Raw genomic sequence first — 26,929 nt, 5'->3', positions numbered from 1 at the left:
CTCCGGTTGGTTAAGGTGGTCAGAAGCGGTAGCTTAAGGCCGCGTACAGCGAGCGACCCGGGCCCGGCACAGCGGTGCCCCACTGTGGCTGATTCGGCGCCGGCGGGATGGTCATGGTCGTGCCCTGGCCAACGTAGGCGCCTCCTAACGGCAAATCGTAGAAGCGATCGAAGAGATTCTCGACCCCCAGCTCCAGGGTCCAGCGCTGGGTCTGATAGCGGCTGCGGAGGTGCAGCAACGCATAACCGGCCGTCTCGATCTCGTTGCGTACCTGCGAGACGTCGTCCTTGGCCGCGACAAACTCGCCTTCCAAGGCATTCTGCCACCGGCCCTTGGTCTGGGTCAGGATCAATGTCGCATTCAGCGGCATGATGTTGTAGAGATTGTCCCCGGTGTCCTCATTCTTGCCTCGCGTGTAGCTGGCCGCTAGCTGCGCGCTGAATGCACCATAGGGCGTGCCGCTCGCCAACAGAAGGTCCGCGGAGAGGTCTATCCCAAAGAGCTGGGCCGATTGATTGGCGTATTTGAGCAGGGTGAAATCATCCTCCACCGGCACCGTTCGCGGGGCATTGGTCGCCGAATCCCACTGCACCGCGTCGATGTAGTCCTGCACGTAGGTGAAATAGGGGGTGATCTGGAGGCCCCAGCGTTGCTCGTCGGCATCATGCCAGTTGGCGGTGATGCTCAGCGTGCGCGCCACCTCCGGCTTCAAGTCGAGGTTACCGATGTAGCCATTGCCATCGCCGACGAAGTTGTTCATCAGTGCAGCCATCTGCCAGGTGGACCAGGCATAGCGCTCGTAGAGATTGGGCGAGCGGGTCTTCTGCCCCAGTCCAATCTCGTAGCGCTGCATGGCGTCCGGCGCGAAACGCGCGAGCCAAGCGAGGTCCCAGTTGTGATCGGTATTGGAACGGGAGCGGCTGTTGAACAGCTCTGCATCGCGAGTTTGGTTGCCGGGGCCGCCGGTCCCGCTCGTCGGCGGCGCCGCCAGGTTGTAGCCGCTCACGGGGCCGGCATCCATCTGGACTGCCTCGAAGCGGAGGCCAAGGAGGTGGGTCCAGCGTCCCTTCGTGAGCTCCCATTCGCCGAACGCCGCGTAACGATCACGCTGACCGTCGTTGATATTGTCGAAGGTATAGGGCCACATTCCGGCCCCGGATGGGGACCACCAATCATCGAGGCGATAACGCTGGTAGTCGGCGCCGACGCGCAGCAGGTCGTCCTGACCGACCGGGATCTCAGCGTTGGCGGTGAAGCCGAAGTTGCTGCTGTCGGTCTCCATCGGCATGCCCGCCGCACAGCCGACCATCATGCCGTTGACCATCCTGACACCCGATATCGGCGAGCAGGGCATGCCGTTCAACGCCGTATTGCCGCCAGAGCCCAGCGGCGGCTGACCAGGCCCGTACCAAAAGCGCTTGTCGTCGCCGAAGTCCATCTCGTGCCGCGTCTGCTGGTAGTAGACGCGCGCGTTGAGCTTTCCCCAGGCCAGATCACTGGCATAACCCAGGTTGAACTGGTCGCTCTGATTGCTGGTCATCTCCATCCGTTGGTTCGGAAAGCCCTCGTAGGGGATATCCTGGTGGTCGTAGCTCAAATCCAGCAGCCTGCGCCCATCCGTCCAGGCCAGCGTGAGCGACTGGTTGCTGGCCTCGTAGGCGGTGGAGCCGACCTCGTCGCGATCCAGGGTATGGCCCGCTCGACCGGTGAAGTCGTAATCCTTAAAGTTGCCACCAGCGCGATCGTTGTCGGCCTGTGTGTAAGCACCCGTATAGTTGAGGCTCAGCTGCTCGCTGGCGACCGTTGCGGATAGATTGCCACCCCAGCTGTCGCCATTGCTGCGGTAGAAGGCGCCCATCTCTCCTTCGACCAGTCGCTCTCCCGACTTGGCAAAGGCGGGCGGCGCAGACTCGACCACGATGGTGCCGCCAATGCTGTCGCCGCCGACGCTGACCGGGGTGACGCCGGCAAAGACCTCGATGCGTCCGACCGCTGTTGGATCGATGTAGGACATGGGCGGATTCATGTGGTTGGGACAGGACGCCAGCAGATCCATCCCATCCACGGTGGTGCGCAGACGCTCATCCGCCAGACCACGGATGGCGGGCAGACTGGAGACGCCGCCGGCGCCATAGGCACTGACACCGGGCAAGCCGGTCAGGAGCTTGGCGGTATCGCTGGTTCGCGCGCGCTGGGGCGCGATCGCACTCGGGCCGAGACTGAACGAACGGCCGACAGGAGGTTCCTCAGGGGCGGTCACTAGGATCGGCTCAAGGAGCGCGGGCGCATCCGAGTTGAAACCTACCTGGGCAGCCAGGTTAGGCGCAACCACAAGGCAAAGACCTGCGGCAACGAGCTGGAAACGGTTATGCATTGTCATGTCATCGATCGAGCAGCATTCTTCGGACACCGGCACCCTCAGCCAGCGCTGGCCAGGGTGGGCAATTCGGCGCGCCAAGGTTGATTAGTCGCGCCACTGGCGGATGCCTAAGCACTTGCTGCGCCATGCTTCCATTTCTTTTTAAAACAAATTGTTACGCAGAATGACAAGCGGAGGCGATCGCTGATCATGGTTAGCTCACACAGCAACAGCCGGCATTTCACACAGTTTCCTGCTGAACTGAGCCTGCATCATGGCGTTCAGGACGGCAACCGGATCGGAGCAAGACGCTGAAGATACCCTGCTATCGCCCCTGGTATCGCCGACCTGACTCCAGCCACTCGGCTCGAGCCGCCAACCGGAGCTAAGGTGGAGCCCTCGCTCGGTCTGTTCCTTTTGATGGGCCTGTTCGGGTCCGTACACTGCGTAACGATGTGTGGGCCGATCGCGGGCGCCCTGGCGCTGAGCCTGCCCACGGAGTGCCGCCGCAACCCGCTGCACCTGGCCGGATTCCTGGTCGCACTCAGCCTTGGGCGCATCCTGAGCTACGGTCTGGCCGGCGGCCTCGGTGGATTGCTGGGTTCGGCCATCGCGCAGAATCCGCTCGCTCCCTCCGTGCACGACATCCTGCGCGGGCTGGCGGCGCTGATCGTGATTCTGACCGGTCTCTATCTCACGAGCTGGTTTCCGCGCCTCAAGCAGATGGATCGGCTTGGCGCACCGATCTGGCGACACCTTGATCCGCTGCAGCGCCGCTTGCTGCCGGTGCACTCACGCCGACAGGCAGTGCTCTATGGGATGGTCTGGGGCTGGCTTCCCTGCGGGCTGGTCTATTACGCGGTGTTGTTAACCCTGGCTGCCGATGATCCACTGCAGGGCGCGCTGATGATGAGCCTGTTCGGACTGGGCACGTTGCCGGCGATCCTGGGGTTGGGCTCATTTGTTGGCTGGATCGCCGGGCTTGCCCGACGCCCCGCTTGGCGGGCAGCGGCGGGTCTGTTGCTATCGCTCATCGGTCTCGTCGGCCTCCTCCTCGGGGGAGACTGGTTTTGAGACTGAGCAGGCGCTTGCTATGCTCCATGATCGGTGGGGCTCAGTCCCCGGCAAGACTGAGTGCATCATGACCTTCGACGATCTGACGCGCAACGCAAGTGCCGCATTTCTCGACATCCTCAACGCCGCGCGGGTGGTGGCCGCGACCGATGTCACTGCGCTCATCTGCGGCGAGAGCGGCACCGGCAAGGAGCTGATCGCTCGAGCGATGCATGCGCAGAGCCCGCGCTCAGAGGCCCGCTTTCTCTCCATCAACTGCGCATCGTTGACCGAACAGTTGGCCGACTCGCTCTTGTTCGGCTATCGCAAGGGCGCCTTCACCGGGGCCGATAGGGACCATTGCGGTTACATCCGCGCCGCCACGGGCGGAACCCTGTTCCTAGACGAGATCGGCGAGCTGCCGATCGGGTCGCAAGCCAAGCTGCTGCGATTCCTGGAATGCGGCGAATGCTTACCCCTGGGCGAGGTGCAGCCCATTCTGGTCGATGTGCGTCTGATCGCAGCCACCAACCGTGAGCTTTCAGTGGATGCCGAGACCGGGCGCTTTCGCCAGGATCTGCTCTACCGTTTGAACATCGTGCCGCTGGTGCTGCCACCGCTGCGTGAGCGCCGAGAAGAGATCTACACGCTCTTGCAGCGCTTCCTCGATGAAGCGGCCGAAACCCACCGCCTCAGACCACCGACATTCAGTCAGCCTAGCCTGAAGCTGCTGCGCCAGCACAACTGGCCAGGCAATGTGCGCGAGCTGCGCAATCTCGCGATCCGCATGACGATCTTGTTCCCCGGTCAGCGCATCGAGCCGGCGAATCTTCCCTTGGAGATGCGCATGCCGATGCGCATGCCAAGCCTCGAGCGGACCGATTCACAGCAAGGCCTGCGCCTCCCCAAGGAGGGCATTGTTATGCATCAGCTTGAGGTCGACCTGATCCGCCAGGCCTTAGCGCGTACTGGTGGGAATCGCTCGCATGCGGCGAACCTGCTTGGCCTCACCCGCGACACCTTGCTGTATCGGTTGAAGAAGTACGCCATCGGGTGAGTCCTTAGCCTGTCCTGGGCCTGCGAGCACCAGCGCGTCGAGAACGACTCGCCGCTCTAGAGCAAGGTCACCGGACCATGATCATCACAATGGTCGCCGTGTGGATGATGCAGTCGACCGTCAACGATGTAGTCGACATGATCCCCGTGCGGCACCGCCTCATGGCCACAGCCGAGCCCATGCACATGGCCGTCTTCCTGGCACGCGGTGAGCCGGTGCTCGCAGCCGTCGGGATTGGTTGCGCTGATGGCGATGACGTGCTCGTCGTAGTGGACGAGACCATCGACCTCATGCGGATGATGCAGATGGCCATCGTGCAGATAGTCAATGTGATCGTCGTGGCGCAGGGCCTGATGACCGCAGCCAGGGCCATGGTGATGGTCGTGGTGAGGATGGGACTGGCAGTGTTGGCTCATCGATAGCGCTCCGGTTGAAGCCGTTTCAGCTGATTGCGCCGATACGGCGATTGTGGAAGACATTGAGGCATTCAACAGCTCGCTTCGGCGTCAATGAGTGTGCCCAGGCGAGGCGTCATTGGTGTGTCGGACATGACCGACCATGTCATCGAGCATGTGCTCGACATGGGCATCGGCAACGGAGTAGTAGGCATGGCGCCCTTCTCGCTCCACCTTGAGCAAGGCGGCGGTGCGCAGCAGACGCAGGTGATGACTCACTAGCGACATCGACAGGTTGCTCGCATCGGCGATCTCGGAGACCGAACGGCGTTGATGACGACAACGCAGAACGATGCCCAGCCGCGTGGGATCGCCCAACAGGGCGAACATATCGGCCAGGGCCTGGCGTTGGTCAGGACTGAGCTCAGTGGACAGATCGCATACTCCTAAAACAGTTGAATAACTGTTCACATGTAGCCTAGAAGGCTGATCGCGCTGTGTCAAGCCAAGCCGCGCGAATCATCGGAGTCAAGCCGATCAACTGATGCCGATCAGCTGATCCAGGACCTAGCCCCAGCGACAGGCTCGGGTTAATCTTGACGGTTTGGCCTTGCAGCAGGTACCGCTTGGTCCTGCTCGCCGTGCCGCAGCCAGTTGCCCATGATGTACGACTATAACCGCGACGCTCACGCCATCTACCGCGACTCCTTCGCCATCATTCGCCGCGAGGCGGATCTCAGCCGCATCCCGCCTGATCTCGAGGCGCTGGCGGTGCGCGTCGCCCATGCCTGCGGCATGCCGGACGTGATCGATGACCTCCGCTTCTCACCAGGTGCCGGCACGGCTGGACGCGAGGCGCTCGCGGTTGGCGCGCCGATCCTCTGCGATGGGCGCATGTCGGCCGAGGGCATCACCCGCGCCCGGCTGCCGGCAGACAATGAGGTGATCTGCACGCTCTCCGACCCGCAGGTACCAGCGCTGGCCAAGCAGATCGGCAACACCCGCACCGCCGCCGCACTCGAGCTCTGGCGCCCACGGCTCGAAGGCGCGCTGGTGGTGATCGGCAATGCCCCGACGGCGCTGTTCCGGCTGCTCGAGCTGATCGATGAGGGGGCTGCCAAACCGGCCTTGATCCTTGGCTTCCCGGTCGGCTTCGTCGGCGCTGCTGAATCTAAGGAGGCGCTTGCTGCAGACAGCCGTGGAGTGCCGTTCGTTACGCTGCAGGGCCGTCGGGGTGGTAGCGCCATGGCCGCAGCGGCCGTCAACGCGCTAGGGCAGGATCACTGATGGCGGCCGTCGATCCAATCGCCAGCGTTGATCTAGGCACCGGCCTCGATCCAGTCACGCCGATCAAGCCCACAGACCCGGCGAAGCCAGGCCGACTGTTCGGGCTCGGGGTCGGCCCGGGTGATCCGGAGCTGATCACCGTCAAGGCCCTGCGGCGACTGCGCGAGTCCGAGGTGATCGCCTACTACGCCGGCCCGCGCAAGCGCGGCAATGCGCTGACCAGTGTCGAGTCCTGGCTGCGCGAGGATCAGCAGCGCCTACCGCTGATCTATCCGGTCACCGGCCGCCCACCTCCGCCGCCGTTCGACTACGAAGGCACCATGCGCGCCTTCTACGATGCCTCCGCCGAGCGTGTCGCCGAACATCTCCGCGCCGGGCGCGATGTTGCCGCGCTCTGCGAGGGTGATCCGCTGTTCTACGGCTCCTTCATGTACCTGCACGACCGCCTTGCCGATCGCTTCGAGACTGAGGTGGTACCCGGCGTCTGCTCGGTCGTCGCCAGCGCCTCGGTGCTCCAGACGCCGCTGGTCTACCGTGATCAAACCCTGCTGGTACTGGCTGGCACCCTACCCGAGGCGGACCTGGAACGGATGCTCGCCAACGCCCAGGCCGCCGCCATCATGAAGCTGGGCAGCAACTTCGCGAAGGTGCGCCGGGTCATCATGACGCTGGGGCTCGGCGATCGGGCGCTCTATGTCGAGCGCGCGACCATGACCAACGAGCAGATTCGCCCACTCGCCGAGGTCGACCCCGCGCAGGTGCCCTACTTCTCGATGATCCTGGTACCAGGCGAGCGCTGGCAAGCCGCATGAGCAGGCAACCCAGCAGCACTCCGCCCAGGCCCCAAGGCTGGCTGCGTGTGATCGGGCTCGGTCCTGGTGACCCGGCCTTACTCGCCCCAGCCGCGCGCGCCGCGCTGAGCGAAGCCGAAGACATCATCGGCTATCGCACCTATATCCAGCTCGCGGGTCCATTTCGGGATGATCAGCGCGTCCACGACTCTGACAACCGGGTTGAGCTGGAACGCGCACGTCATGCCTTCCAGCTCGCCGCCGCCGGGCATCGCGTCGTCGTCGTTTCCTCCGGTGATCCCGGCATCTTTGCGATGGCGACGGCGGTGATGGAGGCGCTGGAGCAGGCCAAAGACCCGGTTTGGGGTGCGGTCGATCTGCAGATCATCCCCGGCATCTCCGCCGCCCAGGCTGCCGCCGCCCGAATCGGCGCACCGCTCGGGCACGACTTCTGCACCCTGTCACTGTCGGACAATCTCAAGCCTTGGTCGGTGATCGCGCGCCGTTTGCAGCTGGCCGCCGAGGCCGATCTGGTGATCGCGCTCTACAACCCGAGTTCGCGCGCTCGGCCGCATCAGTTCAGCGAGGCCCTGGCGCTATTGCGTGCGCATCGCGCGCCTGAGACCCCAGTGATCCTGGGCCGGTCGATCGGTCGCATCGACGAGCAGGTCATTGTCACGACGCTCGCCGAGGTCGATCCTGAACAGGTCGATATGCGCACGGTCATCATCATCGGCTCCTCGCAGACCCGCACCCTTGAGGCCGCCGAGGGGCAGCGTTGGGTCTATACGCCGCGCTGGTATCCAGAAGCGGGATAGACTCATCATTGGTTCGCGATCGATCTGTAAATTCAGCGCTCGCCTCAAGGGTCCAGGGCACTCTGGTCTGTCTCCAACACCTGCGCCAGCCAGTCTCCTGCGCTGCTGACATCGGCGCAGCTTGGCAGTGTCGGGCGCGATGGGCGCTGCCGGATCACGACGGGGATCTCGCGCTCACGCGCGGCGATGAGTTTGGCTGCTGTTGCCTCGCCGCCACTGTTCTTGCAGACGATGGCATCGATGCGATGTGCGTCGAGCAGTGCCCGCTCGCTGGCCAGGTCGAAGGGGCCGCGCGCGAGCAGTAGTTCAGCGTTCGCGAAGGTAGGCAGCGGCTCCGGTGGGCTGACGCAACGGATCAGGAAGTGGACGGCCGTCAGATCGATAAACGGCTGGAGATCCTGGCGTCCAAGCGCAAGCAGCACACGGCGCGCCCCAATCTCCCGCAGCGTTTCGCAAGCACTGTCCCAGTCTGCAACCGAGTGCCAGCAATCACCGGGCTCGGGCTGCCAGGCGGGTCGCTCCAGCCGCAATAATGGTAGACGGAGCGCCTGGCAAGCCTCGGCCGCATGCCAGCCCATGGTCGCGGCAAACGGATGAGTCGCATCGACGACCGCTGCGATTCGCTGCTCGCGCAGATAGTCGACCAGCCCAGCAACCCCACCAAACCCACCGATGCGGGTCTCACCCGCGGGTAGCCGCGGGCTGCTGGTGCGACCGGCGAGCGAGCTGATCACGCGCCAGTGAGCAGGGTCGAGCGCTCGCGGCGTTGGCTGACCGGGCTGACCGGGCTGACCGGGCGGCCGTGCTTGCCGATGCGCGGCCAAGGCCTCAGCCAGCGCGTAGCCCTCCGTCGTGCCGCCAAGGATGAGAATGCTGTTCATCCTATCAACCACTCTGCGTTCATCTGCGTCATCTTCTGCGGTTGAACTGCTCTTTTTGGGTTCATCCTTTTTTCCTACTCTGTCACTTCTTTCCTACTCTGTCACGGCAGCTATCCCCGCTGTTGCCGTTCTAGCGCATCGCGCCAGAGCGCAGCCAGCCGATAAGGAGCATGCACCAGTTTGCTATACGGCAGCAGCAGAAAGAGCGCCAGCACCAGTCCGAGGTGCCAGATCAGCAGCAGTGCCATCGCCGCCGTCTCGCGCCAAAGCAACAGTAGCAGCCCACTAAGGGCGACGGCGCCGAGCAGCCATAAGAGCGCCTGATTGGCGTTTTGGGTCTCGGGCGTGTTGGGCTGCGGATCAGCGCGTGCCCCCATCCATCCAAGACCCATCACCCCGATCAGCATCAGCAACCCGCCAACGCTGCCGAGCAGCACCGGCGCGCTGCAAAAGGGATACGGCGCTAGGCGTCCGAGCAGATGATGGTAGAGGGTCGCCGCAATGGTGGCCGCGAAGCTGAGCAGGAAGCCATAGAAGAGCGCATGATGCCAACGGCGTCGCCAACGCGATGGGGTGGCGTCAAGATCCGCGCAGCCAGCCCCGCCGCCTTGCAGATGGCTCAGTGCCAACATCTCTGACAACGCGGTTTTCAGCGCTGCAAGTCGTCGTCTCTGTGGCAGCAGCACATGCTCATCAGTCCCCGCGCTCGCCCGAACTCCCGCGCTCGCCCGCCAGAACCGACCCACCCCTAGCCCAAGCGCGAGCAGCGACCAGCCTAGCGAAAGTCCAGCAAGCAGCACCATCCAGCCCCAGGGCAGCACCTGATAAAAGGCCCCCGGTCCCCGATGCACCGCCCAAACCTGATCAACCGGAACGCTGATCAGCACCAGCATCAGTAACGGCAGGGTCGTGACCAGCGAGGCCAACAGCGCCGCCCGATGCGGATTCGCGAACAGCCGCGCCAAGGGCTGTGGCCAGGCATGCCTTGCATAGCTGTCGGCGCGGGTACGCGCCAGCGCACGCGGGACATTGAGCGCAAACGGATGCGGTGGTGCGTACTGGCAGGCGTAGAGGCAGCTGCGGCAGTGATGACAAAGATTGGCGAGTTGGTCCAGATCCCCAGCTACGAGCAGCGGGCGGCGTTTTGCAGCGTCGAACACCGGGCAGAGACCGTTGCAGTAGCCGCAGACGTTACAGAGATGCAGCGCGCGCCGGGCCTCGGCCTCGGCCGTCGATTGCGGCTGCTCCACGGCAGACCGCTGAGCGGCCCAGTCCAGCCTCTCCAAAGTCATCGCTGAATCGACCCAGTGGCTTGCCGCCACTTCAATCACCGCCGCAGGATCAGCCATTTTCCTCACTGCTGCTGTCTCTCTCATCAACCTATACACCGCAGATGGCGTTACGTACCGCGCCCTCCCCGGCCGCACGTCCCGTCGCCAGCCCAATCATCAGGGCCAAACCGGAGAGATAGCCGCGACTGAGTAGGTTCGGCGCCATCAGCATCCCGGCCGCGAACAGATTGTCGATCGGGCCATACGTTTGATGACGGACTCTTAGCGAGGCATCAACAGCGACGCCGTGATAGGTGAAGGTGATCCCGGGACGCATCGGATAAGCGAAAAAGGGTGGCTCGAACGGTCGCACCGCGGCATTGTATCTGTCCAGTGCCTGCTCAAGCGCAGCCGCAGGGATACCGAATTGCTGAGCTAGGTCAGCAATGCGAGGAGCGCTGATCGGTGGATAGAAGGACGGCACCTCGACCTGCAGCCCCTGCCGGTCGAGAATCAGATAGCCGATCTGCCCCGGGAAGTCGGCAAGCCGCTGGCCCCAGGCCGAGTAGCGCGTGGAGGCCGTATCCGCGCGTTCGTCATAGTGACGCTGGCCATGGCGATCGACAACGATACCGGCATGCATCGAGCGCACCCGGGTCACGATGCCGCCGTCATCGGCCGGCGAGCGGGCGTCGACGGCGACCAGATAGGCGGTTGTTGGGTCGCCCACCGCCGCAACGCCCTGGCTCAGCAGGCTGCGGAGCACCGAGCTGGTCGCATGCGGCGTGCCGCGGTTGATGAAGCCATCGGCGCCGGCGCCACCGTGCGTTCGCAGCCAGGCCCGATCCGCTTGCGCACCGCCCGAGCAGAGGATGGTGGCCTTAGGATGGACGCGCTGCCCACCCTGCTCTCCGAAATGCACCGCTTGCACAGCGCCGTTGTCGAGGATAAGCGACTCGACGCTGGCGCTATAGCGGATATCCACGCCTAACCGTTCAGCGGTCGCATAGAGGGCGTTGAGCATGGTCTTGCCACCGCCGAGCAGGAAGGCAGTCTTGCGCGAGCGAGGCAGGCCACCGCCTGCCACCGGCTGTAATTGCGCGCCGGCGCCAAGCAGCCAGTTGGGAAGATCAGTTGAGCGCTCAATCAACAGGCGCAACAGCGCCGGGTCTTGATCACTGCCGGCAACCCGCGCCAGGTCGCTGCGAAACTCGGTCTCAGGATAAGGGCCGGCCGAGAACGGTGACGGACCCTCATGCACGTAGCGGAAATTGCGTGAATGTCGGCTGTTGCCACCACGCTCTCCTGCCGGTGCGCGCTCGAGCAGTTGCACCGAGGCGCCCGCGCGACCCGCCGTGATCGCGGCACAGAGCGCTGCGGCACCGCCGCCGACGACCAGGACATCAGGCTGTGGCACATCAGGCTGTGGCATTGTTGATGGTCTTCAGGATGAACATCGTTGACAGGCTGATGGGTCGCTCAGTCAGAAGCCCAGGGGTCGGCGGTTATCGGTTGATCCGATCCGACGATCAGCTGACACTGCGCTGCGAGACGAAGAAATTGATGGACACTTTCTTTGCTCAAAGCATCTCTCGTTCACACTTGCTATTGGTTTCCTTCCTTATGACGTCCACTCCCTCCATCACGCTCAGCCGCTCCAAGCACTGTTACAGGCTGCTCACCGCGTTCGGTACAGGCCCCAACTGTGCCTACATCTTCAGCAACTGCGCCCATAGGATGCGCTCCTCGTTGAGCGCAGCCGTCCAGTTCTTGTGCCCAGCCCTGGCTCAGGGGGGACACCCGCATGGGTAAGGTCTGGTTTGTCGGTGCCGGCCCAGGCGCGCCGGATCTGATCACCCTGCGCGGCACGCGGCTCTTGGCCGAGGCTGGCGCCATCCTCTATGCCGGCTCGCTGGTCGCTGAGACCGCCTTGCAGTGGGCCTCGGCCGACTGCGAGATCGCCGATTCCAAATCGATGGATCTCGAGCAGGTTACCGACTGGCTGCTCGAGCGCGCAGCCCGTCATCAAACCGTCGTGCGCCTGCAGACCGGTGACCCGACCCTCTATGGCGCGCTCGCCGAGCTCGCGCGGCCCCTAGATCGCGCCCAGATCCCGATCGGTATCGTGCCAGGCGTCTCCTCGGCGATGGCCTCGGCCGCCGCCGCCGGGGAATGCTTGACCCTGCCCGAGGTGACTCAGAGCGTCGTCTTCACCCGTCTAGCGGGACGCACCAAGATGCCGGCGACCGAATCCCTGGCATCGCTGGCCGCACATCGGTGCAGCCTCTGCATCTTCCTGGCGATCGATCGCATCGCGCAGGTCGCCGAGACCCTGATCGGCGCCGGCTGGGCCGAATCGGCCCCGATCGTGGTCGTCTACAAGGCGACCTGGCCGGGCGAGGAACAGGTCTTGCGCGGCACCTTGGCCGACATCGCCACGCGCTGCCAGGCAGCCGGCATTGAGCGTCAGGCGATGATCCTCGCCAGCCCTGCCCTAGGCGCACGCGCGCTGACTGGGGCCAAGACCTCAAAGCTCTATGACGCCCAGTTTCCGCGCCGGTTTCGTCCTGCGCAGACGGCCAGCGATTGACAGGATTTACAGCTACTCAGCGCGCGTCAGCGCGCGTCGATCGCGACAGCCCCTGTGCTCGGCTCATCATGACCCTCTTCCCTGCCCTGAAAGCGAGGCCTGTCGCGCACCCGGTCATCAGGGCGCCGCCGCAGCAGATAGGTATCCATGATCCAGCCCTTGCGCTCACGCGCACGACGCCTGGTCTCGAGCAGTTCATCCTGCACCTCATCCAAGGCGCCAGCGATGAGTAGCTCGTCATCGGTGCCCAGATAAGCGCCCCAGTAGATGTCCATGTTCTGGCCGGTAAAGCGTTGAAACGCCTCCTCACCATCGAGCATCACGAAGGCGTTGATCACGCTGCTCGGATCGCACTGCGCCATCTGCCGACCCGTCGTGATGCTGATCGTCTCGCCAACGCGGTTGAGTGGGATGCGATGCTGGGCGGTCAACGCTTGCACGGCGCTGATGCCTGGGATCACCTCGAGCGCATAGCGATCGGGAGCCGCGGTGACAATGGTGCTGATCAGGCTCACCGTCTGATCATAGAGCGCCGGATCACCCCAGATCAAAAAGGCCCCAGATTGACCCTCTGCGAGTTCCTGCTCGAACAGCTCGACGAACAGCCTACGCTTCTGCGCATGCCAGGCCTCGACACCCTGCTGATAACCCTTGGCGGTACTCCGCGGCGGGCTGCTTGCGGTGACGACCCGATAGCGGCCAGGCTCGAGGTAGCGATCCATGATGCGGCGCCGAATCTCCAACAGCTCTTCCTTGCCGCGCCCCTCCTTCTCGAGCATGAAAAAGACATCGACGCGACGCATGACCTCGATGGCCTGCACAGTCAGGTATTCAGGCCCACCGGGACCGATGCCGATCAAAGACAGGGTCTTCAAACCCTCACCTCACTCCCAGGTTAAAAATATTGTTAATGCTAGTCACTCGCATTTGTATTGCAAAAGCGTAGCAAGCTCGCTAGCATCAGCCCTGTGAGAGACGGGCAAGCAACGCTCGGCCAGCCACTTCACTCCCAGCGCATCCACCACCAGAGGTGATCCATGAGCCCACGCATGCATCCTCAATCATCCGACAAGATCGCCACCGGCGTTTCGTCGGCACAAGCACGTCGTCTGCACAGCGAGCAACTCCTGCAAGGCAACCGTCGGGTCGTCATCGAGCATGGTGACGCAAGCTACACGCTCCTTTTAACGCGTAATGACAAGCTGATTCTGGTCAAGTAGCCAGACGTTCGGGTCGGCGGTCAGGCGGTGCTGATCATCGGCCCGAGCACCCTCGGGCACAGCTGGACACAGGCCAGCAAATCCTACGTTAGGACGACAACCAACATCATCTACAAGCGGAACCATCCTGAGCCGCAGGAGGGCGGCCCAGAGTGCATAGAACCATGCCAAGTCAGGCTTAGGACGCCTTCAACGCCCCCGTCATGTTGGCGTGAAAAATCGCTTTATGGACATCCCCCAAACTCAACATGCCGATGAGCGTTCCGCCCTTCTCGGCCACTGGAATGCGCCGAAACTTATTCTTGACCATGATTGTCGCCGCACGCAGCACGTGCATGTCGGGATCGACTGCGATCGGATTCTTGGTCATCAATTCATCGACCGTTTTCTCCAAGATCTCCCCGTAGCGACCCATCTGGCGATCCATATCCACTGAGTGCATCCCCTCGGTCATCAAGCTTTCCACGGTCGGGAAGAGGCTATGCAGCATGTCTTTCTCGGCGATGATCCCGACCAACCGGTTTTCATCGTTCACCACGGGTACACCATGAAACCGAAACAGGCACATCAGTGATGCGACCTCGACGATCTTGGTATCGGGCTTGACTGACCGTACCGCCCCACTCATCACGTCGCGTACTTTCATCGTTCTACTCCTCCGTTCTTTTTAGGTGGCAACCGGCTGTAACCGGATTCGAGGATTATAGCCATTGGCCTTGGCGCGAGTGCTGCTTCAACCTGAACCTGAGCCCTTGCGTCGACGGCGTCCCTCGCTCAGGCGTTGTCGCCGCTGGATCAGGGTCAGAACCGGCCCAGAGACCGCATAGCTGAACGCCATCAAAAACAATAGCACCGGCGGATCGAGCACCACTAGCGCAAAGCCCAACATCAGCAGCACCATGAACATGAAAGGCACACGGCCGTGCAGATCAAGCACCTTGAAGCTGTGGTAGCGAAAGTTGCTCACCATCAGCAAGCCGGAGCAGGCGGTGAGCAGTGCCATCAACAGACTGACGCTCGCGCCGCTGATGCCATTGTCGGTGCCGATCCAGATCGCGCCGGCAATGATCGCCGCCGCTGATGGGCTCGGCAGCCCTTGGAACCAACGCTTGTCGGCGATACCGACCTGGGTGTTGAATCGCGCCAAGCGCAAAGCCGCCGCCGCGGTATAGATAAAGGCCGCCAGCCAGCCGAGCTTACCGAGACCGGACAAGGCCCATTCGTAAGCGACCAACGCCGGCGCAACACCAAACGCCACCATGTCCGAGAGGCTGTCATACTCGGCGCCGAAGTCGCTTTGGGTGTGGGTGATGCGCGCGATGCGCCCATCGAAGCCATCCAGCACCATGGCGGCGAAGATGCCAAGGGCAGCGGCCTCGAACTGGCCCGCATTCGCCGACAGGACAGCGTAGAATCCGGCAAACAACGCCGCCGTGGTGAACAGATTTGGCAGCAGATAGATGCCACGGCGTCGTTCGGCCGCACGCGGCGCGCTCGGCGGATCATTAGGATCGGTCATTGGGGTCAGACTCGGAGTCGGCTATGCGTGTGAACTCGCGTATAGGCCCGTCGTTAACAGCGGGCTCGGGGTCAGTATAGACGCCAGCGCTCGCCCTGTTGAAGCGCATTCCACCCATCCGATGAGGCTGCGCAGCACGGATCGAAACACGGGTCGAAACACAGATCGAAGCAAACAGTCGAACAGCATCATCGATTCTTCGTTTGGAGCTGAGCAGCAAGTCGCGATTTAATGATGTCTGGCGATCCCATCCGCCACGGCCGCAACGTACCCGCAGGCACTCAACTAAGGGGCCATACCATGCAGAGACAACGACCCGACTTGCCCAGCGCTGACAAACGCTGGAAGCTGGTCAACGCCACGATGCGGCGCAACGGCTATGCCGAGCACGCCTTGATTGAAGCCCTGCACAGCGTCCAGGACGCGTTTGGGTTTCTCGACACCGATGCCATGACCTTCGTCGCCGACTCGCTCGATCTGCCGCTGAGCAAGGTCTACGGGGTTGCGACCTTCTACCATCTGTTCATGCTCAAGCCGCAGGGCCGGCATACCTGCGTGGTCTGCACCGGCACCGCCTGCTACATCAAAGGGGCCGGAGCCTTGATCGAAGGCATTGAACAACGCTTTGGCGTCAATCCCGGCGAGACCACCGACGACAAGGCCCTCTCAGTGATGACCGCGCGCTGCGTCGGCGCTTGTGGTCTTGCACCCGCCGTGGTCCTCGACGGCGACGTTATCGGCAAGCTCGGCACCGACAAACTGGTCGAGCGCATCGAGCAGGAGATCCGCGAATGAACCTCGACGAGCTTGACGATCTGGCCCGCACCTTCACCGAGGAATCCGCCAACCTCTCGCATGAGGTGCGTGTCTGTATGGCGGCCAGTTGCCAGTCGTCTGGTGCCCAGCCGGTGCTGGATGCGCTGCGCAAGGCACAGGACGCCAGCGGCGCCGACCATTGTCGTGTCAAAGGGGTTGGCTGCATGGGCCTCTGCTCGGCTGGCCCCTTGGTCACGCTCAGCGAGCGTGATGCCGGCCTCAACGAGTCCAAGATCTACCGCGAACTGACCCCGGACCATGCCGAGTCGCTGATCAGCGCCGTACAGGGTGACACCAGTGCCGAGGAAGCATTGGCCAGTCAACGCTGCCCGAGCGACCTGCCCTTTTTTCAGCGGCAGCAGAAGGTGGTGCTCGAACATGCGGGCGTCATCGACCCCGACAGCTTCAAGGGTTATGTCGCGGTCGGCGGCTATCGCGCGATGGTGCAGGCACTCACCGAGATGACCCCGGCCGAGGTCGTCGCTGAAGTGACCACCAGTGGCCTGCGCGGGCGCGGCGGCGGCGGCTACCCCACCGGCCTCAAGTGGTCGACGGTCGCCAAGATGCCAGGCGAGCAGAAGTACGTGATCTGCAATGCCGACGAGGGCGACCCAGGCGCCTTCATGGACCGCGCGATCCTCGAGTCCGATCCACACCGCGTGCTCGAAGGCATGGCCATCGCCGCCTATGCGATCGGCGCTAATAAGGGCTATATCTACGTCCGCGCCGAGTATCCGCTTGCGGTCGAACGGCTGAAGAACGCCATCCGCAAGGCCAAACGCCAGGGCTTTCTCGGCAACCATGTCTGCGAGACCCAGTTCAACTTCGATGTCGAGATCCGCCTCGGCGCCGGCGCCTTCGTCTGCGGCGAAGAGACCGCGCTGATGGCCTCGATCGAGGGCGGCCGCGGTCAACCACGTCCACGCCCACCCTACCCGGCTGAGTCCGGGCTGTTCGGGCGCCCAACGCTGATCAACAATGTCGAGACCTATGCCAACATCGCCACGATCGTCTCCGAGGGCGGTGACTGGTTCGCCAGCATTGGCACCGAGCGTTCCAAGGGCACCAAGGTCTTTGCCCTCGCCGGCACCATCGTCAACACTGGCCTGATCGAGGTGCCGATGGGCACCACGCTGCGCGACATCATCGAGGTGATCGGCGGTGGCATCCCAGACGGCAAGGCCTTCAAGGCGGTGCAGACCGGCGGCCCCTCGGGTGGCTGCGTACCGGCCGAGCATCTGGACATCGCGGTCGATTACGATAGCCTGAAGACGCTCGGGACCATGATGGGCTCGGGCGGCATGATCGTCATGGACGAGACCTCGAGCATGGTCGATGTCGCGCGCTTCTTCATGGAGTTCTGCATGGACGAATCCTGCGGCAAGTGCGTGCCCTGCCGCACCGGCACCCAGCAGATGCACGCACTGCTCGACAAGATCGCCAAGTCCAACGCGACCCATGCCGACTTGGCGTTACTGGAAGAGCTCTGTGAGGTCGTGCAAGCCACCAGTCTCTGCGGGCTTGGTCAGACGGCGCCGAATCCAGTGATGAGCACGCTGCGCTATTTCCGTGATGAGTATGAGGAAAAACTTGCTGGCGGCTGAACCCTGGCAGGCGTGGCAACCGCTTAACCGCCTAGTTGCGCGGCTTCAGCCGCTGCAACTCAAACATCGGCTTGCTGTCGGGTCCACTGCTGTGGAGCCCGGGGTCGAGCGACCGCTCAGAGAGGGTGGGACGGATGCGCAACCGCAAACGTGAGGGATCGATGCGGCGCACCACGCGACCCCTGGCTCCGGCGCCCGCATTCGCCATCGCTGGTGTCAGCGTGATTCCAGTGAGTTCACGTGCCTCGAGCGAATAGGGAGCAACCCCGCGCTTCTTTAGGTAGCTGCTCAGCACGCGATGGGTATAGCGTTGGGTCTCAGGATAGGTCACAAAGCCATTGTGGCGGCTCAGCGCACCCTCGCCAGCGTTATAGGCCATCACCGCCTTACCGATGCCGAATTGACCGAGCAGGCGCTTGAGATGGCGGACCCCCGTCCGAACGTTGGTCTGAGGATCGAACAGGGCCTCAACCGAGTTGACACCATAATCTGCTGCGGTCTCCGGCATGACTTGCATCAACCCGACCGCACCCACTGGAGACACCGCATGCGGATCATAGCCAGACTCGGCAACCACCAGGGCATCAACCAGATCGATCTCGACCCCATAGCGCTTTGCAGTTCGCTCGACCAAGGCCTTCAGCGCCTTGCGGCTCGGCACAGGTCCGCTCGGCGGTGTTGGGAGAGACCTCAACTCCGCTGAAACAGGTTCAGACGCCACCTTCGCCTGCGCGACATCGGCCGCAGCGAGCGCCGGAACAAGACTGGTGACGACGACGAGCAGGATGACGAGTAGAACCAGGTTACCCTGAAACAAGCGCTTCATCGTCCAGGGTGACGATGCGCTCAGTACATTAGAGATAAACCATCGCATGTCGGCACACCCGAAGTTGATGATACAAGGCATCGATAACACTCATGGTCAGCCAAGGGCATGAATACTGGCAGCAAGGGGAAGGATACTGAGATACTCCAGGATCGATGATACAGGCTGCAATCGCGTTCCCCTAACGGCATCGCTCGACTCCTGCACCACAGCACGCCTAAGCGCTTGCCAACAAGACACCTCTAGTCTGCGATCATGGCCGCGCCCAGACCTGATATTTTGCGCACGATAAGCACGATGAGCGAAAAGATCCCCAACGGAACCGTCGCCGAGGTGCAGGGCCGGCGCTGCATCCACTACGACGGTTACTGGATCAAGTACTACGAGCCGCCGCCGGAAACCCTAGCCGCGAAGAAGGCGCTCATCGAAGCGCTGACGCGCCGCCTGTTCAATCACGTCGAACATGGTATCAACATCCCCGGCATCCGCCTCGCCGAGGCGCGAGCCGCCTACGAAGCCGAAACCAACCCCGAGCGCAAGCGGGTGAATGGCGCGATGCTCGCGGGCGCACTCTTCAACCGCGCCGCCACCATCTTCACCAAACTGGTCGAGCTGCAGGCCGACGGTGTCGAGGTCGAGCCGGATGATGCGCTGATGCGCGAATGCGGCGACTATCTGCTCGAGGCCCTCGACCTCGGCCACATGGTGCGCCACCGCGGCGGTGACGAAGGCATCGACGAGCTCTGGGGCGAGCCATTCAAAGCCTTCAGCCAGCCCATCGCGGCCTTCTACGAAAGTCGCTACGTGAAGATGGCGATGACCATGCGCGATATCGATCGCATCACCGCCACCCTCACCACCACCTTCGAGGGCAGCACTCAGGTTCGTGGGCTTGCTCCGCTGTTGAACGATCTCGGCGAAGCGGCTAAGCGTAAGTGCGAGATCCTGCGAACCGATCCGGCGATCTTCCACGTCTGGCCAGCGTTCGTAGTCGCTGGCGATCGACTGCGAAATATCCAGCCTTCATTGCCGCCAGCGCCCTCGATGATGGAGATCCATGAGGCACAAGAAGGCAACCGCATCCTGAAATCCAGTTCCGCCCTCGTCAGTCACATGGTGCGCGCGCGCGCGCCGATGCCGAAGAGCTGCCGCGAGTTGATCGACAAATGCCACCAGTTCCGGCGCACCTTCATCGAGCCTCGGCTGCGCAAGGTTCAGCAGCCTTATGGGCCGGCGGGCTGAAGCGCAGCCTGCTCTAGGCCAGTCGCATCAGCCGCCCTCGCCTCGAGCCATCGCTTCGTCGCAGCACGCCATCAGGGAAGCTGGCCTGCGACTTGCTTTCCAATCCGCGTCTCATAACCGAAACCACAGGCGATGGACGGACGTTAGCATGGGCGCAACGATCAATCACTCGGCTCGAAACCCAACCGCCAATGCCAACCTGGCTGGCACGCTTCCACCGGCTCGAGGCCCAAGAATCTTCAATCACGACATCATGGGCTGCACTGCCGAAGGTGTGCTCGGTAACCAGCTCTACTCAGGCCGCGCGCTCGGCGCCAGCGATCCCGGCGATCTGATCCAACTGCACCCAGACCTAAAGCCGCAGTGGACCACGATCTGCAGTCATTATCAGCGCATCGGCCTCAGCCACAGTACTGAGGTCATTTGGGACATCGACACGGGGCTGCTCGCTGTACACCCGCAGTATGAGCCCTCAGTGTTCTACTTCGGCGACGCCGAGCAAGACCGACGCCCCGACCCGCGCTGGCATCGCACCGTCGACTACATCAACTCGAAGAACCGGTTCATGGCGCTCGCCGATGATCTCGGTGTCCCGGTACCGCGGACGCTCTGCTTCGATGAGGTTGCGCTGATCGACGACGGCGCCATCGACGCCGCGCCCTATCCCTGCTATCTCAAAGCCGCAATCTCGGTCTCGGGTGTGGGCATCTACCGCTGTGATGATCCACAGGCCTTGCGCACCGCGATCCAAGGTTTCCAGCCAAGCGTACCGGTTCAGATCCAGGACGAGGTGCGCACGGACTGCTTCCTGAATCTCCAGTACGAAGCTGTCGATGGCCGCCAGGTGCGGGTCGCGGCCACCGAGCAGATCCTGGATGGCTGCGTCCATCAAGGCAACCGGCATCCAGTCCCAGCACCACCCTGGGACCTGGTCGAACCGATGGCCGAATGGCTGGTTGAGCAAGGCATGCGCGGGGTATTCGCCTTCGATGTCGCGGTCGTCGAGAATAACGGGGACAGCGAGCATCTCGCGATCGAGTGCAATCCACGCTGGAACGGCGCCTCCTATCCGACCATGATCGCCCGCAAACTCGGCATCGAGTACTGGCTCGCCCGCGCCTTCCCGACCCGGCATCGGATGCTCGCCGACATCGATCTCACCGGCATCGAGTACGACCCGGGCACCGGTGAAGGGGTTATCCTGGTGAATTGGGGGCCGGTGCTGGTGGGCAAGCTACTGGTCCTACTCGCCGGCGACCCCGACCGCCAACAGGCGTTGGCGCTCGCCCTCAACCAGCGGCTCTAAGTGGATGGCATGATCGACACCTACTCCCTAATGATCCATGGCGGCGCCGGTGCGCTCGACAACGTCTCCGACGAGCGTATCGCGGTGCGCTATTTGGAGAGTATTCGCGTCACCCTAGAACACGGGCGCACCATCCTTGAGCGCGGCGCGAGCGCCGTCGAGGCGGTCGAGAGCTGCGCCTCACAGCTCGAGGACGACCCGCTCTTCAACGCTGGCTGCGGCTCAGTGCTGAATGAGAACGGCAAGGTCGAGATGGATGCCGGGATCATGGACGGGCGCGATCTCGCCGCCGGCGCTGTCGCTGGCATCGGCAACATCGCCAACCCGGTGCAACTGGCACGACTGATCATGGATGGCAGCGAGCACGTGATGTTGATCGGCGACGGCGCCCTGGAGTTTGCCAAGCATTGCCAGGTTCGCTTAACGCCCGACCACTACTTTTTTACCCCTGACCGGATCAAGCAGCTGGAACAAGCACGCTTGCGAGGGCGGATGACGCTCGACCATGACGACGAAGGCGAGGATCAGAAATACGGCACCATCGGTGCCGTCGCACGCGACCGACAAGGCAACCTAGCGGCTGCCACCTCGACCGGCGGTATCGTCAACAAACGCATGGGACGGGTTGGTGATTCGCCGATCATCGGCGCTGGGGTCTACGCCGACAACGCCAGCTGCGCCGTCTCCGCGACCGGTTACGGCGAAGATTTCATGCGCACGGTCTTCGCCAAAACCGTGGCCGACCTGATCGAGCTGTGCGGCGGCAGTGCGCGCTCCGCGGTCGATGACGGGCTGGCCTACCTCAGCCGCAAGGTTCAAGGCCGTGGCGGTCTCATCTGCATCGATCACGCGGGGCAATGCGCTAGCGGCATGACCACCAAGAAGATGATCCATGGCTGGATCGAGCACGGCGGCGAGACCATCTGCCGTTTCTGAGCGCACCTAAACCGCACTCGGCCCGATGCTGCTGATGCGCTCGTCGCATCCGCATGTCAGAGCCGCTGACTCCCATCCTCGCGCTGCTGGCAACCTTGGCTGAGCAGACAGACCTCACAGCCCGGTTTGCGTGCGCGGCAGACCTCCTTGGCGTGGCGAACGATCAGCGCGTGATATTCGTTGAAGCAGGCCACATCCGGGCCCAGCGCGGCCTCGACCTGCTGGCGAATGTCTTCATAGCCTTCGTCCCCGACGATCAGCCCCAGGCGACCAAACAGCCGCCGAGTATAGGCATCGACCACGAACACCGGCCGCTCGAAGGCATAGAGCAGGATATCGTCGGCGGTCTCAGGCCCAATGCCGTTGATCGCCAAGAGCCAATGCCGCAACTGGTCGGTCGGCAACGCCGCCAGCGCGACCTCGCCGCCAGCTTCGAGCAGCGCCTCGCAGAAGCTGCGCAACCGTCGCGCCTTGACGTTGAAATACCCGGACGGCCGGATCAGTTCCGCCAACACCGGCTCGGCGAGTGCTAATACCGATTCAGGCCGCAGCGGGATCTCTGCCCGCAACTGGCTCAAGGCCCGCTCAACATTGGTCCAGGCGGTATTCTGAGTCAGAATGGCGCCGAGCATGACCTCGAAGGCCGTTTCAGCCGGCCACCACTGCTGCTCCCCGTAAGCGGCAAGCAGCGCGGTATACAGACTCGAGATCGGTGCCGCGCTGATGTCGCGCTCGACCTCATCTCGGACGCCGCGCGTTTCCGACTTCAGGAGCTGGCTACAATCGGCCGAGCTAGGCTTAGCGCCATCATCAGGGCTGATCTTACTCGCTGTTTGGCGACTCGCTGTTTGGCAACGCCTCGGCCGAGGGCTTAGGCCGGGGCTCGGTGTCGTCCTGGGCTTGCGTGCTTGGCTCAGATGACCTGCCCCTTGAGAATGACAACAATCCCCTCATCAGACACCTCGAAACGTTCAGCGTCGGCGCGGCGATCCTCGCCGATGCAGGCACCCGCTGGAATCACCACATCCTTGTCGCAGATACAGCGCCTAACGCGCGCGTTAGCACCGATGCGCACGCCCTCGAACAGGATCGCCTCGTCCACGATGGCGCCATCCTCGACCTGCACCCGCGGATAGAGCACCGAATGACTGACACCACCACCGCGGATCACGGTGCCAGCAGCCAGCATCGAGTTGACGAAGACCCCCTCGTTACCCGAGGTCGGCCCCGGCACCGTCCGGGCCGGAGGGTACTGCCCTTGATAGGTCAGGATGTTCCAGTCTGCCTGATACAGGTTAAGTGGTGGCTCCGCCTTAAGCAGGTCCATATTGGCGCGAAAATACGCATCCGTAGAACCGAGATCACTCCAATAACGATCTTGGGTCACGCGCCCGCGCTCGCCGCCAAATCGATAGGCCGTTGGCGGATTAGAGCAGGTCGCGCGGCCGTCGAGCATCGGCGATACGAGTTGGGTCGCGAGGTCTACGCCTGAGTCCATTCCCGCCTCGGTGGCAGCCGCCAGGGCCTCAATCTGCTCCAGCAACAGCGCCTTGTCGATCAACACGACGCCCATGGTCGACTCATAAGGCGCGTCTAGGTCGAGGGCATTGCTTATGGCCGTAATACGATCCGCCGCATCGACCTCAACCTTAACCCCACCGGACGCTGACCCGGGGCCCGCCCGGCGCAGCGCGCAGGTCAGTCCACCACCCTGCTCGCGGTGGAATTCGATCAGCTCCGCGTAATCCATCCGGTAGACCAACCCACCGTCGAGCAGCAACACCGTATCGGCCGAGCTGCGCTCGATCAGATAGCGGTTTTGGCGCAAGGCGTCCATGGCATTGCGATACCAACCGCTGTCATAGCGCATCTGCGGCGGTACTGCGGTGATGAACTCGCCAAGCTCCGCATTGAAGAGCGACCAACCGTCGCGCAGATGTTTGTGCAGCGAATGCGATTTGTACTGACTGAGCACTAGCACCTGGCGCAATCCGGAGTGCAGACAGTTCGCCAGCGTGAAGTCGATGACACGATACTTGCCAGCCACCGGCACGGCCGCTTTGCAGCGATGCTCGGTAAGGAGTGCGGGGGTTCCGCGCTCGGCGGCAAAAACGAAGGTAAGGGTCTTCGATGACATTGGCAGTCCTGTGGTTGAACTCGGCAACAGATCACCGGGGGATCAGGCCAATCCGGGCCGACCCCACCGTCGACAATTCTGAGCGCATTGTAAGCCAAGGCGGCCCCAGCAAGACCAAGCACTGCAAACAACACGAGACGATGCGCTGGCATAAGTGCACCTCAGAGGATCATGCATGGAGGAAGGGGCGACCGAACACGCTTGCCGATGAGATGCGCCATCCCTGCGCAAATATGTCATCGGGCGCCTCACAATGGTGCGGAGATGTCGACTGATCAACGTCGCTGATTCACCGAATCAGCCCGTCCTCGCCATCCCAAGCCGATCAACCGAGACATTCGGCTGTGGGGCCATCGCTTCGAACAGCAACGACTGCCCTGACATCTCGGCCACCGCTGGCAGCCCCATCAGTTCGAGGACCGTTGGGGCCACATCGGCCAGGGTGCCGTTCGGCCGCAGCACCCAGCGCTCCTGATCGATGACCATAAAGGGCACGGGATTGGTCGTATGCTGAGTATGTGGCTCGTCCGTCTCCGGATCGACCATCATGTCGCAGTTGCCATGATCAGCGGTCAGCAGGGCCGAGTAGCCGTTGGCCACGGCCGCATCCAGCACCCGACCGGCCTGCTGATCCAACACCTCGACCGCATGCACTACGGCGTCCATGTAGCCAGTGTGGCCGACCATGTCACCATTGGCAAAATTGACCACGATGAACCCGTAGTTGCCGGTCTCGATCGCCTCGACCACCGCATCGGCAACCTGTGCCGCACTCATCTCGGGCTTGAGGTCGTAGGTCTTGACCTTGGGCGACGGGATCAATCGATGCACCTCGCCGGCCGCTGGCTCCTCGCTGCCGCCGTTGAAGAAGAAGGTCACATGCGCATATTTCTCGGTCTCGGCGCAGTGAAACTGCTTGATGCCCTGGGCGCTGAGCACTTGATTCAAGGTCGTCCGCGGGACCTCTGGATCGAACGCATGCGGCAGCCCGAAGCGCTTGTCGTAGACCATCATGCAGGTCAGATCAGCGCGCGGTGCCGAGCCGCGATCGAAGCCATCGAAGTCGTCGAGCGCCAGCGCGGACGCCATCTGCCGCGGCCGGTCTTTGCGGAAGTTGAACAGCACCATTGGGTCATCGGGCTCGAGCCCCTTCCAATCCGCGATGACGCTCGGATGGATGAACTCGTCGCCCTCCCCGGCAGCGTAGGCCGCGTCGATCGCCGCTCGCGCCGTTGCCGCGCCACGTCCCTTGCCAAGCACGATCGCGCGCCAGGCCCGCTCGGTGCGGTCGAAACGGCGATCCCGGTCCATCGCGTAATAGCGGCCGCTGACGGTGACGATGCGTCCATTCGCGCCCTCCAACGCCGCTTCGATCTCGCCGAGGCCGTTGAGCACCGATTTCGGCGCGGTATCCCGGCCATCGGTGATCATGTGCACCAGCGGCGTCACCCCTTGGAGTCGGCACAGCTCGATCAGCGCCAACAGATGACGCGAATGGCTGTGCACGCCGCCCTCAGAGACCAAGCCTAAGAGCTGCAGCGGTCGCTGTTTGGCCTTAGCGGCCTTGACGGCATCGAGCAATGCCGGATTCTTGAAGAAGCTGCCATCGGCGATCGCATCATCGATCAGCACCAGATCTTGGCGTAACAGGCTGCCGCTGCCGAGCGTCATGTGCCCGACCTCAGAGTTGCCCATCTGCCCGGTCGGCAGACCGACACCGGCACCAGAGGCGTTCAGCTGGGTGTAGGGATAGCGAAAGAAATACTCGTCGAGCCGCGGTGTCTTCGCCTGTGCGATGGCATTGTGGAGCTTACTCGGATTGATGCCGAAGCCATCGAGGATGACCAGGACGACCGGGCGTCTCGGGGTCGCCGACTCTGCAGTGGTGGCCATGATCGGAAATCCTTAGGTTGTGGAAAGTCTCTAAAGATGAAGCAAGAGACGTTCCTTTTCCACCTAGGTTTGATGACCATGAGAAAGGTTCGACTCTGGCCCCAGACCGTTGGGGTCAGAGCCATTGTCCGCGATGCTCAGTCAGACCGCAACAGCGCGGCCTGCACCATCAGACGTTTCATCTCGCTGACCGCAGGCGCCAGCCCCGAAAACAGGGCGCGGGCAACGATGGCATGCCCGATATTGAGCTCACGCACGCCGGGCAGGGCGGCAACGGCCTCGACGTTCGGATAATCCAGCCCGTGACCCGCATTGACCTGTAGCCCGAGCTGCTGACCATGCGCGACAGCCGCCGCAATGCGCTGTAGCTCTTCGGCGCGCAGCTTGGGTATCACGGCGTCGGCATAGCGCCCCGTGTGGATCTCCACCACCGGCGCCCCGACCGTTACCGCTGCATCCAACTGGGCCGGCTCTGGATCGATGAACAGCGAAACGCGTACCCCAGCCTCAGCCAAACGCGCCGTCTGCTCGGTCAACTTGCCGATCTGACCCTTGACATCCAGACCACCCTCGGTAGTCAATTCTTCACGCCGCTCTGGGACCAGGCAACAGTCGGCCGGGCGCAGCTCGCAGGCTATCTGAACCATCTCTGGCGTTGCCGCCATCTCAAGATTCATGCGCGTCTGGAGGATGCCTTTCAGTAGGTGCACATCGCGATCCTGGATGTGGCGGCGATCCTCACGCAGGTGCAGCGTGATGGCATCGGCGCCGGCCTGCTCGGCGACCAGTGCAGCCTGGATCGGCTCCGGGTAGCGGGTACCGCGCGCGGCACGGATGGTCGCAATATGGTCGATATTGACGCCGAGGAGGATCGGCGCCCCGCTGAGCTCTTGCATGATGGCTCCAGGGTTGAGGATGGAGTTAAGGA

At 62.9% G+C, this 26,929-nt stretch carries 26 protein-coding genes; 13 read left to right on the top strand and 13 right to left on the bottom strand.

Features of this window, described 5'->3' with window-relative positions; genetic code table 11:
• Window positions 1-19 precede the first annotated feature (19 nt).
• A complete protein-coding gene (locus tag CCR96_RS21355; protein WP_338035926.1) occupies window positions 20-2,260 on the bottom strand; it encodes a TonB-dependent receptor in 2,241 nt (746 codons plus the stop codon).
• Between the two features lie 519 nt (window positions 2,261-2,779).
• Between CCR96_RS21355 and CCR96_RS21350 the strand changes: the two genes are divergently transcribed.
• The 3 genes from CCR96_RS21350 to CCR96_RS21340 all read left to right on the top strand — a co-directional run bounded on the left by CCR96_RS21350 (window position 2,780) and on the right by CCR96_RS21340 (window position 4,891).
• Window positions 2,780-3,433: a sulfite exporter TauE/SafE family protein gene (locus CCR96_RS21350; RefSeq protein WP_274601173.1), complete on the top strand. Its 654-nt coding sequence runs from the start codon at window positions 2,780-2,782 to the stop codon at window positions 3,431-3,433.
• 67 nt (window positions 3,434-3,500) lie between these two features.
• Entirely contained in the window at window positions 3,501-4,469 is a 969-nt protein-coding gene (locus CCR96_RS21345; RefSeq protein ID WP_201223428.1) for a sigma-54 interaction domain-containing protein, read from the top strand.
• Window positions 4,470-4,546: 77 nt separating this feature from the next.
• Window positions 4,547-4,891 (top strand): hypothetical protein, encoded by a 345-nt coding sequence (locus CCR96_RS21340; protein ID WP_201223426.1) that lies wholly within the window; start codon window positions 4,547-4,549, stop codon window positions 4,889-4,891.
• Window positions 4,892-4,975: 84 nt separating this feature from the next.
• On the opposite strand, the gene CCR96_RS21335 is transcribed toward CCR96_RS21340, so the two are convergent.
• On the bottom strand, window positions 4,976-5,254 hold the full coding sequence (locus CCR96_RS21335; RefSeq protein ID WP_201223424.1) for an ArsR/SmtB family transcription factor: 279 nt from the start codon (window positions 5,252-5,254) through the stop codon (window positions 4,976-4,978).
• A 273-nt stretch (window positions 5,255-5,527) separates the two neighbouring features.
• Between CCR96_RS21335 and CCR96_RS21330 the strand changes: the two genes are divergently transcribed.
• Genes CCR96_RS21330 through cobJ form a run of 3 tightly spaced genes read left to right on the top strand, consistent with a single transcriptional unit; the run spans window position 5,528 to window position 7,760 of the window.
• Entirely contained in the window at window positions 5,528-6,151 is a 624-nt protein-coding gene (locus CCR96_RS21330) for a precorrin-8X methylmutase (protein WP_201223607.1), read from the top strand.
• On the top strand, window positions 6,151-6,963 hold the full coding sequence (locus CCR96_RS21325; RefSeq protein WP_201223422.1) for a precorrin-2 C(20)-methyltransferase: 813 nt from the start codon (window positions 6,151-6,153) through the stop codon (window positions 6,961-6,963). Before CCR96_RS21330 ends, CCR96_RS21325 begins: the two co-directional genes overlap by 1 nt.
• On the top strand, window positions 6,960-7,760 hold the full coding sequence (cobJ, locus tag CCR96_RS21320; protein WP_201223420.1) for a precorrin-3B C(17)-methyltransferase: 801 nt from the start codon (window positions 6,960-6,962) through the stop codon (window positions 7,758-7,760). The genes CCR96_RS21325 and cobJ overlap by 4 nt, the downstream gene beginning before the upstream one ends.
• A gap of 44 nt (window positions 7,761-7,804) precedes the next feature.
• Here cobJ and CCR96_RS21315 read toward each other — a convergent pair whose 3' ends face one another.
• The 3 genes from CCR96_RS21315 to tcuA form a co-directional block, all read right to left on the bottom strand.
• Window positions 7,805-8,641: a cobalt-precorrin-6A reductase gene (locus CCR96_RS21315; protein WP_201223418.1), complete on the bottom strand. Its 837-nt coding sequence runs from the start codon at window positions 8,639-8,641 to the stop codon at window positions 7,805-7,807.
• Between the two features lie 110 nt (window positions 8,642-8,751).
• On the bottom strand, window positions 8,752-9,990 hold the full coding sequence (gene tcuB / locus CCR96_RS21310) for a tricarballylate utilization 4Fe-4S protein TcuB (protein ID WP_242519274.1): 1,239 nt from the start codon (window positions 9,988-9,990) through the stop codon (window positions 8,752-8,754).
• Window positions 9,991-10,021: 31 nt separating this feature from the next.
• Window positions 10,022-11,344: an FAD-dependent tricarballylate dehydrogenase TcuA gene (gene tcuA, locus CCR96_RS21305; protein ID WP_201223416.1), complete on the bottom strand. Its 1,323-nt coding sequence runs from the start codon at window positions 11,342-11,344 to the stop codon at window positions 10,022-10,024.
• Between the two features lie 372 nt (window positions 11,345-11,716).
• On the opposite strand from tcuA, the gene cobM reads away from it, so the two are divergent.
• Entirely contained in the window at window positions 11,717-12,502 is a 786-nt protein-coding gene (cobM, locus tag CCR96_RS21300; RefSeq protein WP_201223410.1) for a precorrin-4 C(11)-methyltransferase, read from the top strand.
• 26 nt (window positions 12,503-12,528) lie between these two features.
• Here cobM and cobF read toward each other — a convergent pair whose 3' ends face one another.
• Window positions 12,529-13,377: a precorrin-6A synthase (deacetylating) gene (gene cobF, locus CCR96_RS21295; RefSeq protein WP_201223407.1), complete on the bottom strand. Its 849-nt coding sequence runs from the start codon at window positions 13,375-13,377 to the stop codon at window positions 12,529-12,531.
• Window positions 13,378-13,539: 162 nt separating this feature from the next.
• On the opposite strand from cobF, the gene hemP reads away from it, so the two are divergent.
• The gene (gene hemP / locus CCR96_RS21290) at window positions 13,540-13,722 is read left to right on the top strand and encodes a hemin uptake protein HemP (RefSeq protein WP_201223406.1); all 183 of its coding nucleotides are present in this window, start codon (window positions 13,540-13,542) and stop codon (window positions 13,720-13,722) included.
• 178 nt (window positions 13,723-13,900) lie between these two features.
• Here hemP and CCR96_RS21285 read toward each other — a convergent pair whose 3' ends face one another.
• Window positions 13,901-14,368, bottom strand: a complete 468-nt coding sequence (locus tag CCR96_RS21285) for a CBS domain-containing protein (protein ID WP_201223403.1) — start codon at window positions 14,366-14,368, stop codon at window positions 13,901-13,903.
• Window positions 14,369-14,455: 87 nt separating this feature from the next.
• Complete coding sequence (gene pssA / locus CCR96_RS21280) at window positions 14,456-15,241, bottom strand: CDP-diacylglycerol--serine O-phosphatidyltransferase (RefSeq protein ID WP_201223394.1); 786 nt, start codon at window positions 15,239-15,241, stop codon at window positions 14,456-14,458.
• A gap of 300 nt (window positions 15,242-15,541) precedes the next feature.
• On the opposite strand from pssA, the gene hoxE reads away from it, so the two are divergent.
• Together hoxE and nuoF are read left to right on the top strand one after the other, a co-directional pair.
• The gene (gene hoxE / locus CCR96_RS21275) at window positions 15,542-16,036 is read left to right on the top strand and encodes a bidirectional hydrogenase complex protein HoxE (protein WP_201223392.1); all 495 of its coding nucleotides are present in this window, start codon (window positions 15,542-15,544) and stop codon (window positions 16,034-16,036) included.
• The gene (gene nuoF / locus CCR96_RS21270; protein WP_201223390.1) at window positions 16,033-17,661 is read left to right on the top strand and encodes an NADH-quinone oxidoreductase subunit NuoF; all 1,629 of its coding nucleotides are present in this window, start codon (window positions 16,033-16,035) and stop codon (window positions 17,659-17,661) included. The genes hoxE and nuoF overlap by 4 nt, the downstream gene beginning before the upstream one ends.
• A gap of 31 nt (window positions 17,662-17,692) precedes the next feature.
• On the opposite strand, the gene CCR96_RS21265 is transcribed toward nuoF, so the two are convergent.
• A complete protein-coding gene (locus CCR96_RS21265) occupies window positions 17,693-18,568 on the bottom strand; it encodes a lytic transglycosylase domain-containing protein (RefSeq protein ID WP_242519273.1) in 876 nt (291 codons plus the stop codon).
• A 216-nt stretch (window positions 18,569-18,784) separates the two neighbouring features.
• Here CCR96_RS21265 and CCR96_RS21260 point away from each other — a divergent pair, with 216 nt between their 5' ends.
• The 3 genes from CCR96_RS21260 to CCR96_RS21250 all read left to right on the top strand — a co-directional run bounded on the left by CCR96_RS21260 (window position 18,785) and on the right by CCR96_RS21250 (window position 21,971).
• Window positions 18,785-19,729 (top strand): hypothetical protein, encoded by a 945-nt coding sequence (locus CCR96_RS21260; protein ID WP_201223386.1) that lies wholly within the window; start codon window positions 18,785-18,787, stop codon window positions 19,727-19,729.
• A gap of 148 nt (window positions 19,730-19,877) precedes the next feature.
• Complete coding sequence (locus CCR96_RS21255) at window positions 19,878-21,035, top strand: ATP-grasp domain-containing protein (RefSeq protein ID WP_242519272.1); 1,158 nt, start codon at window positions 19,878-19,880, stop codon at window positions 21,033-21,035.
• A gap of 9 nt (window positions 21,036-21,044) precedes the next feature.
• A complete protein-coding gene (locus CCR96_RS21250; RefSeq protein WP_242519271.1) occupies window positions 21,045-21,971 on the top strand; it encodes an isoaspartyl peptidase/L-asparaginase family protein in 927 nt (308 codons plus the stop codon).
• Between the two features lie 56 nt (window positions 21,972-22,027).
• Here CCR96_RS21250 and CCR96_RS21245 read toward each other — a convergent pair whose 3' ends face one another.
• The 4 genes from CCR96_RS21245 to pdxJ form a co-directional block, all read right to left on the bottom strand.
• Window positions 22,028-22,603, bottom strand: coding sequence for an endonuclease III domain-containing protein (locus CCR96_RS21245; RefSeq protein ID WP_201223384.1), 576 nt, complete (start codon window positions 22,601-22,603; stop codon window positions 22,028-22,030).
• Window positions 22,604-22,884: 281 nt separating this feature from the next.
• Window positions 22,885-24,108, bottom strand: coding sequence for a glucose-1-phosphate adenylyltransferase family protein (locus CCR96_RS21240; RefSeq protein WP_201223382.1), 1,224 nt, complete (start codon window positions 24,106-24,108; stop codon window positions 22,885-22,887).
• 297 nt (window positions 24,109-24,405) lie between these two features.
• A complete protein-coding gene (gene gpmI, locus CCR96_RS21235; protein WP_201223380.1) occupies window positions 24,406-26,001 on the bottom strand; it encodes a 2,3-bisphosphoglycerate-independent phosphoglycerate mutase in 1,596 nt (531 codons plus the stop codon).
• A 137-nt stretch (window positions 26,002-26,138) separates the two neighbouring features.
• A complete protein-coding gene (gene pdxJ, locus CCR96_RS21230) occupies window positions 26,139-26,897 on the bottom strand; it encodes a pyridoxine 5'-phosphate synthase (protein ID WP_201223378.1) in 759 nt (252 codons plus the stop codon).
• Window positions 26,898-26,929: the final 32 nt, after the last annotated feature.

This window comes from Halochromatium roseum (assembly GCF_016653315.1).
GTDB lineage: Bacteria > Pseudomonadota > Gammaproteobacteria > Chromatiales > Chromatiaceae > Lamprobacter > Lamprobacter roseus.
The sequence above is the reverse complement of the archived record's forward strand: the minus strand, read 5'-3'. Positions and strand labels throughout refer to the sequence as shown.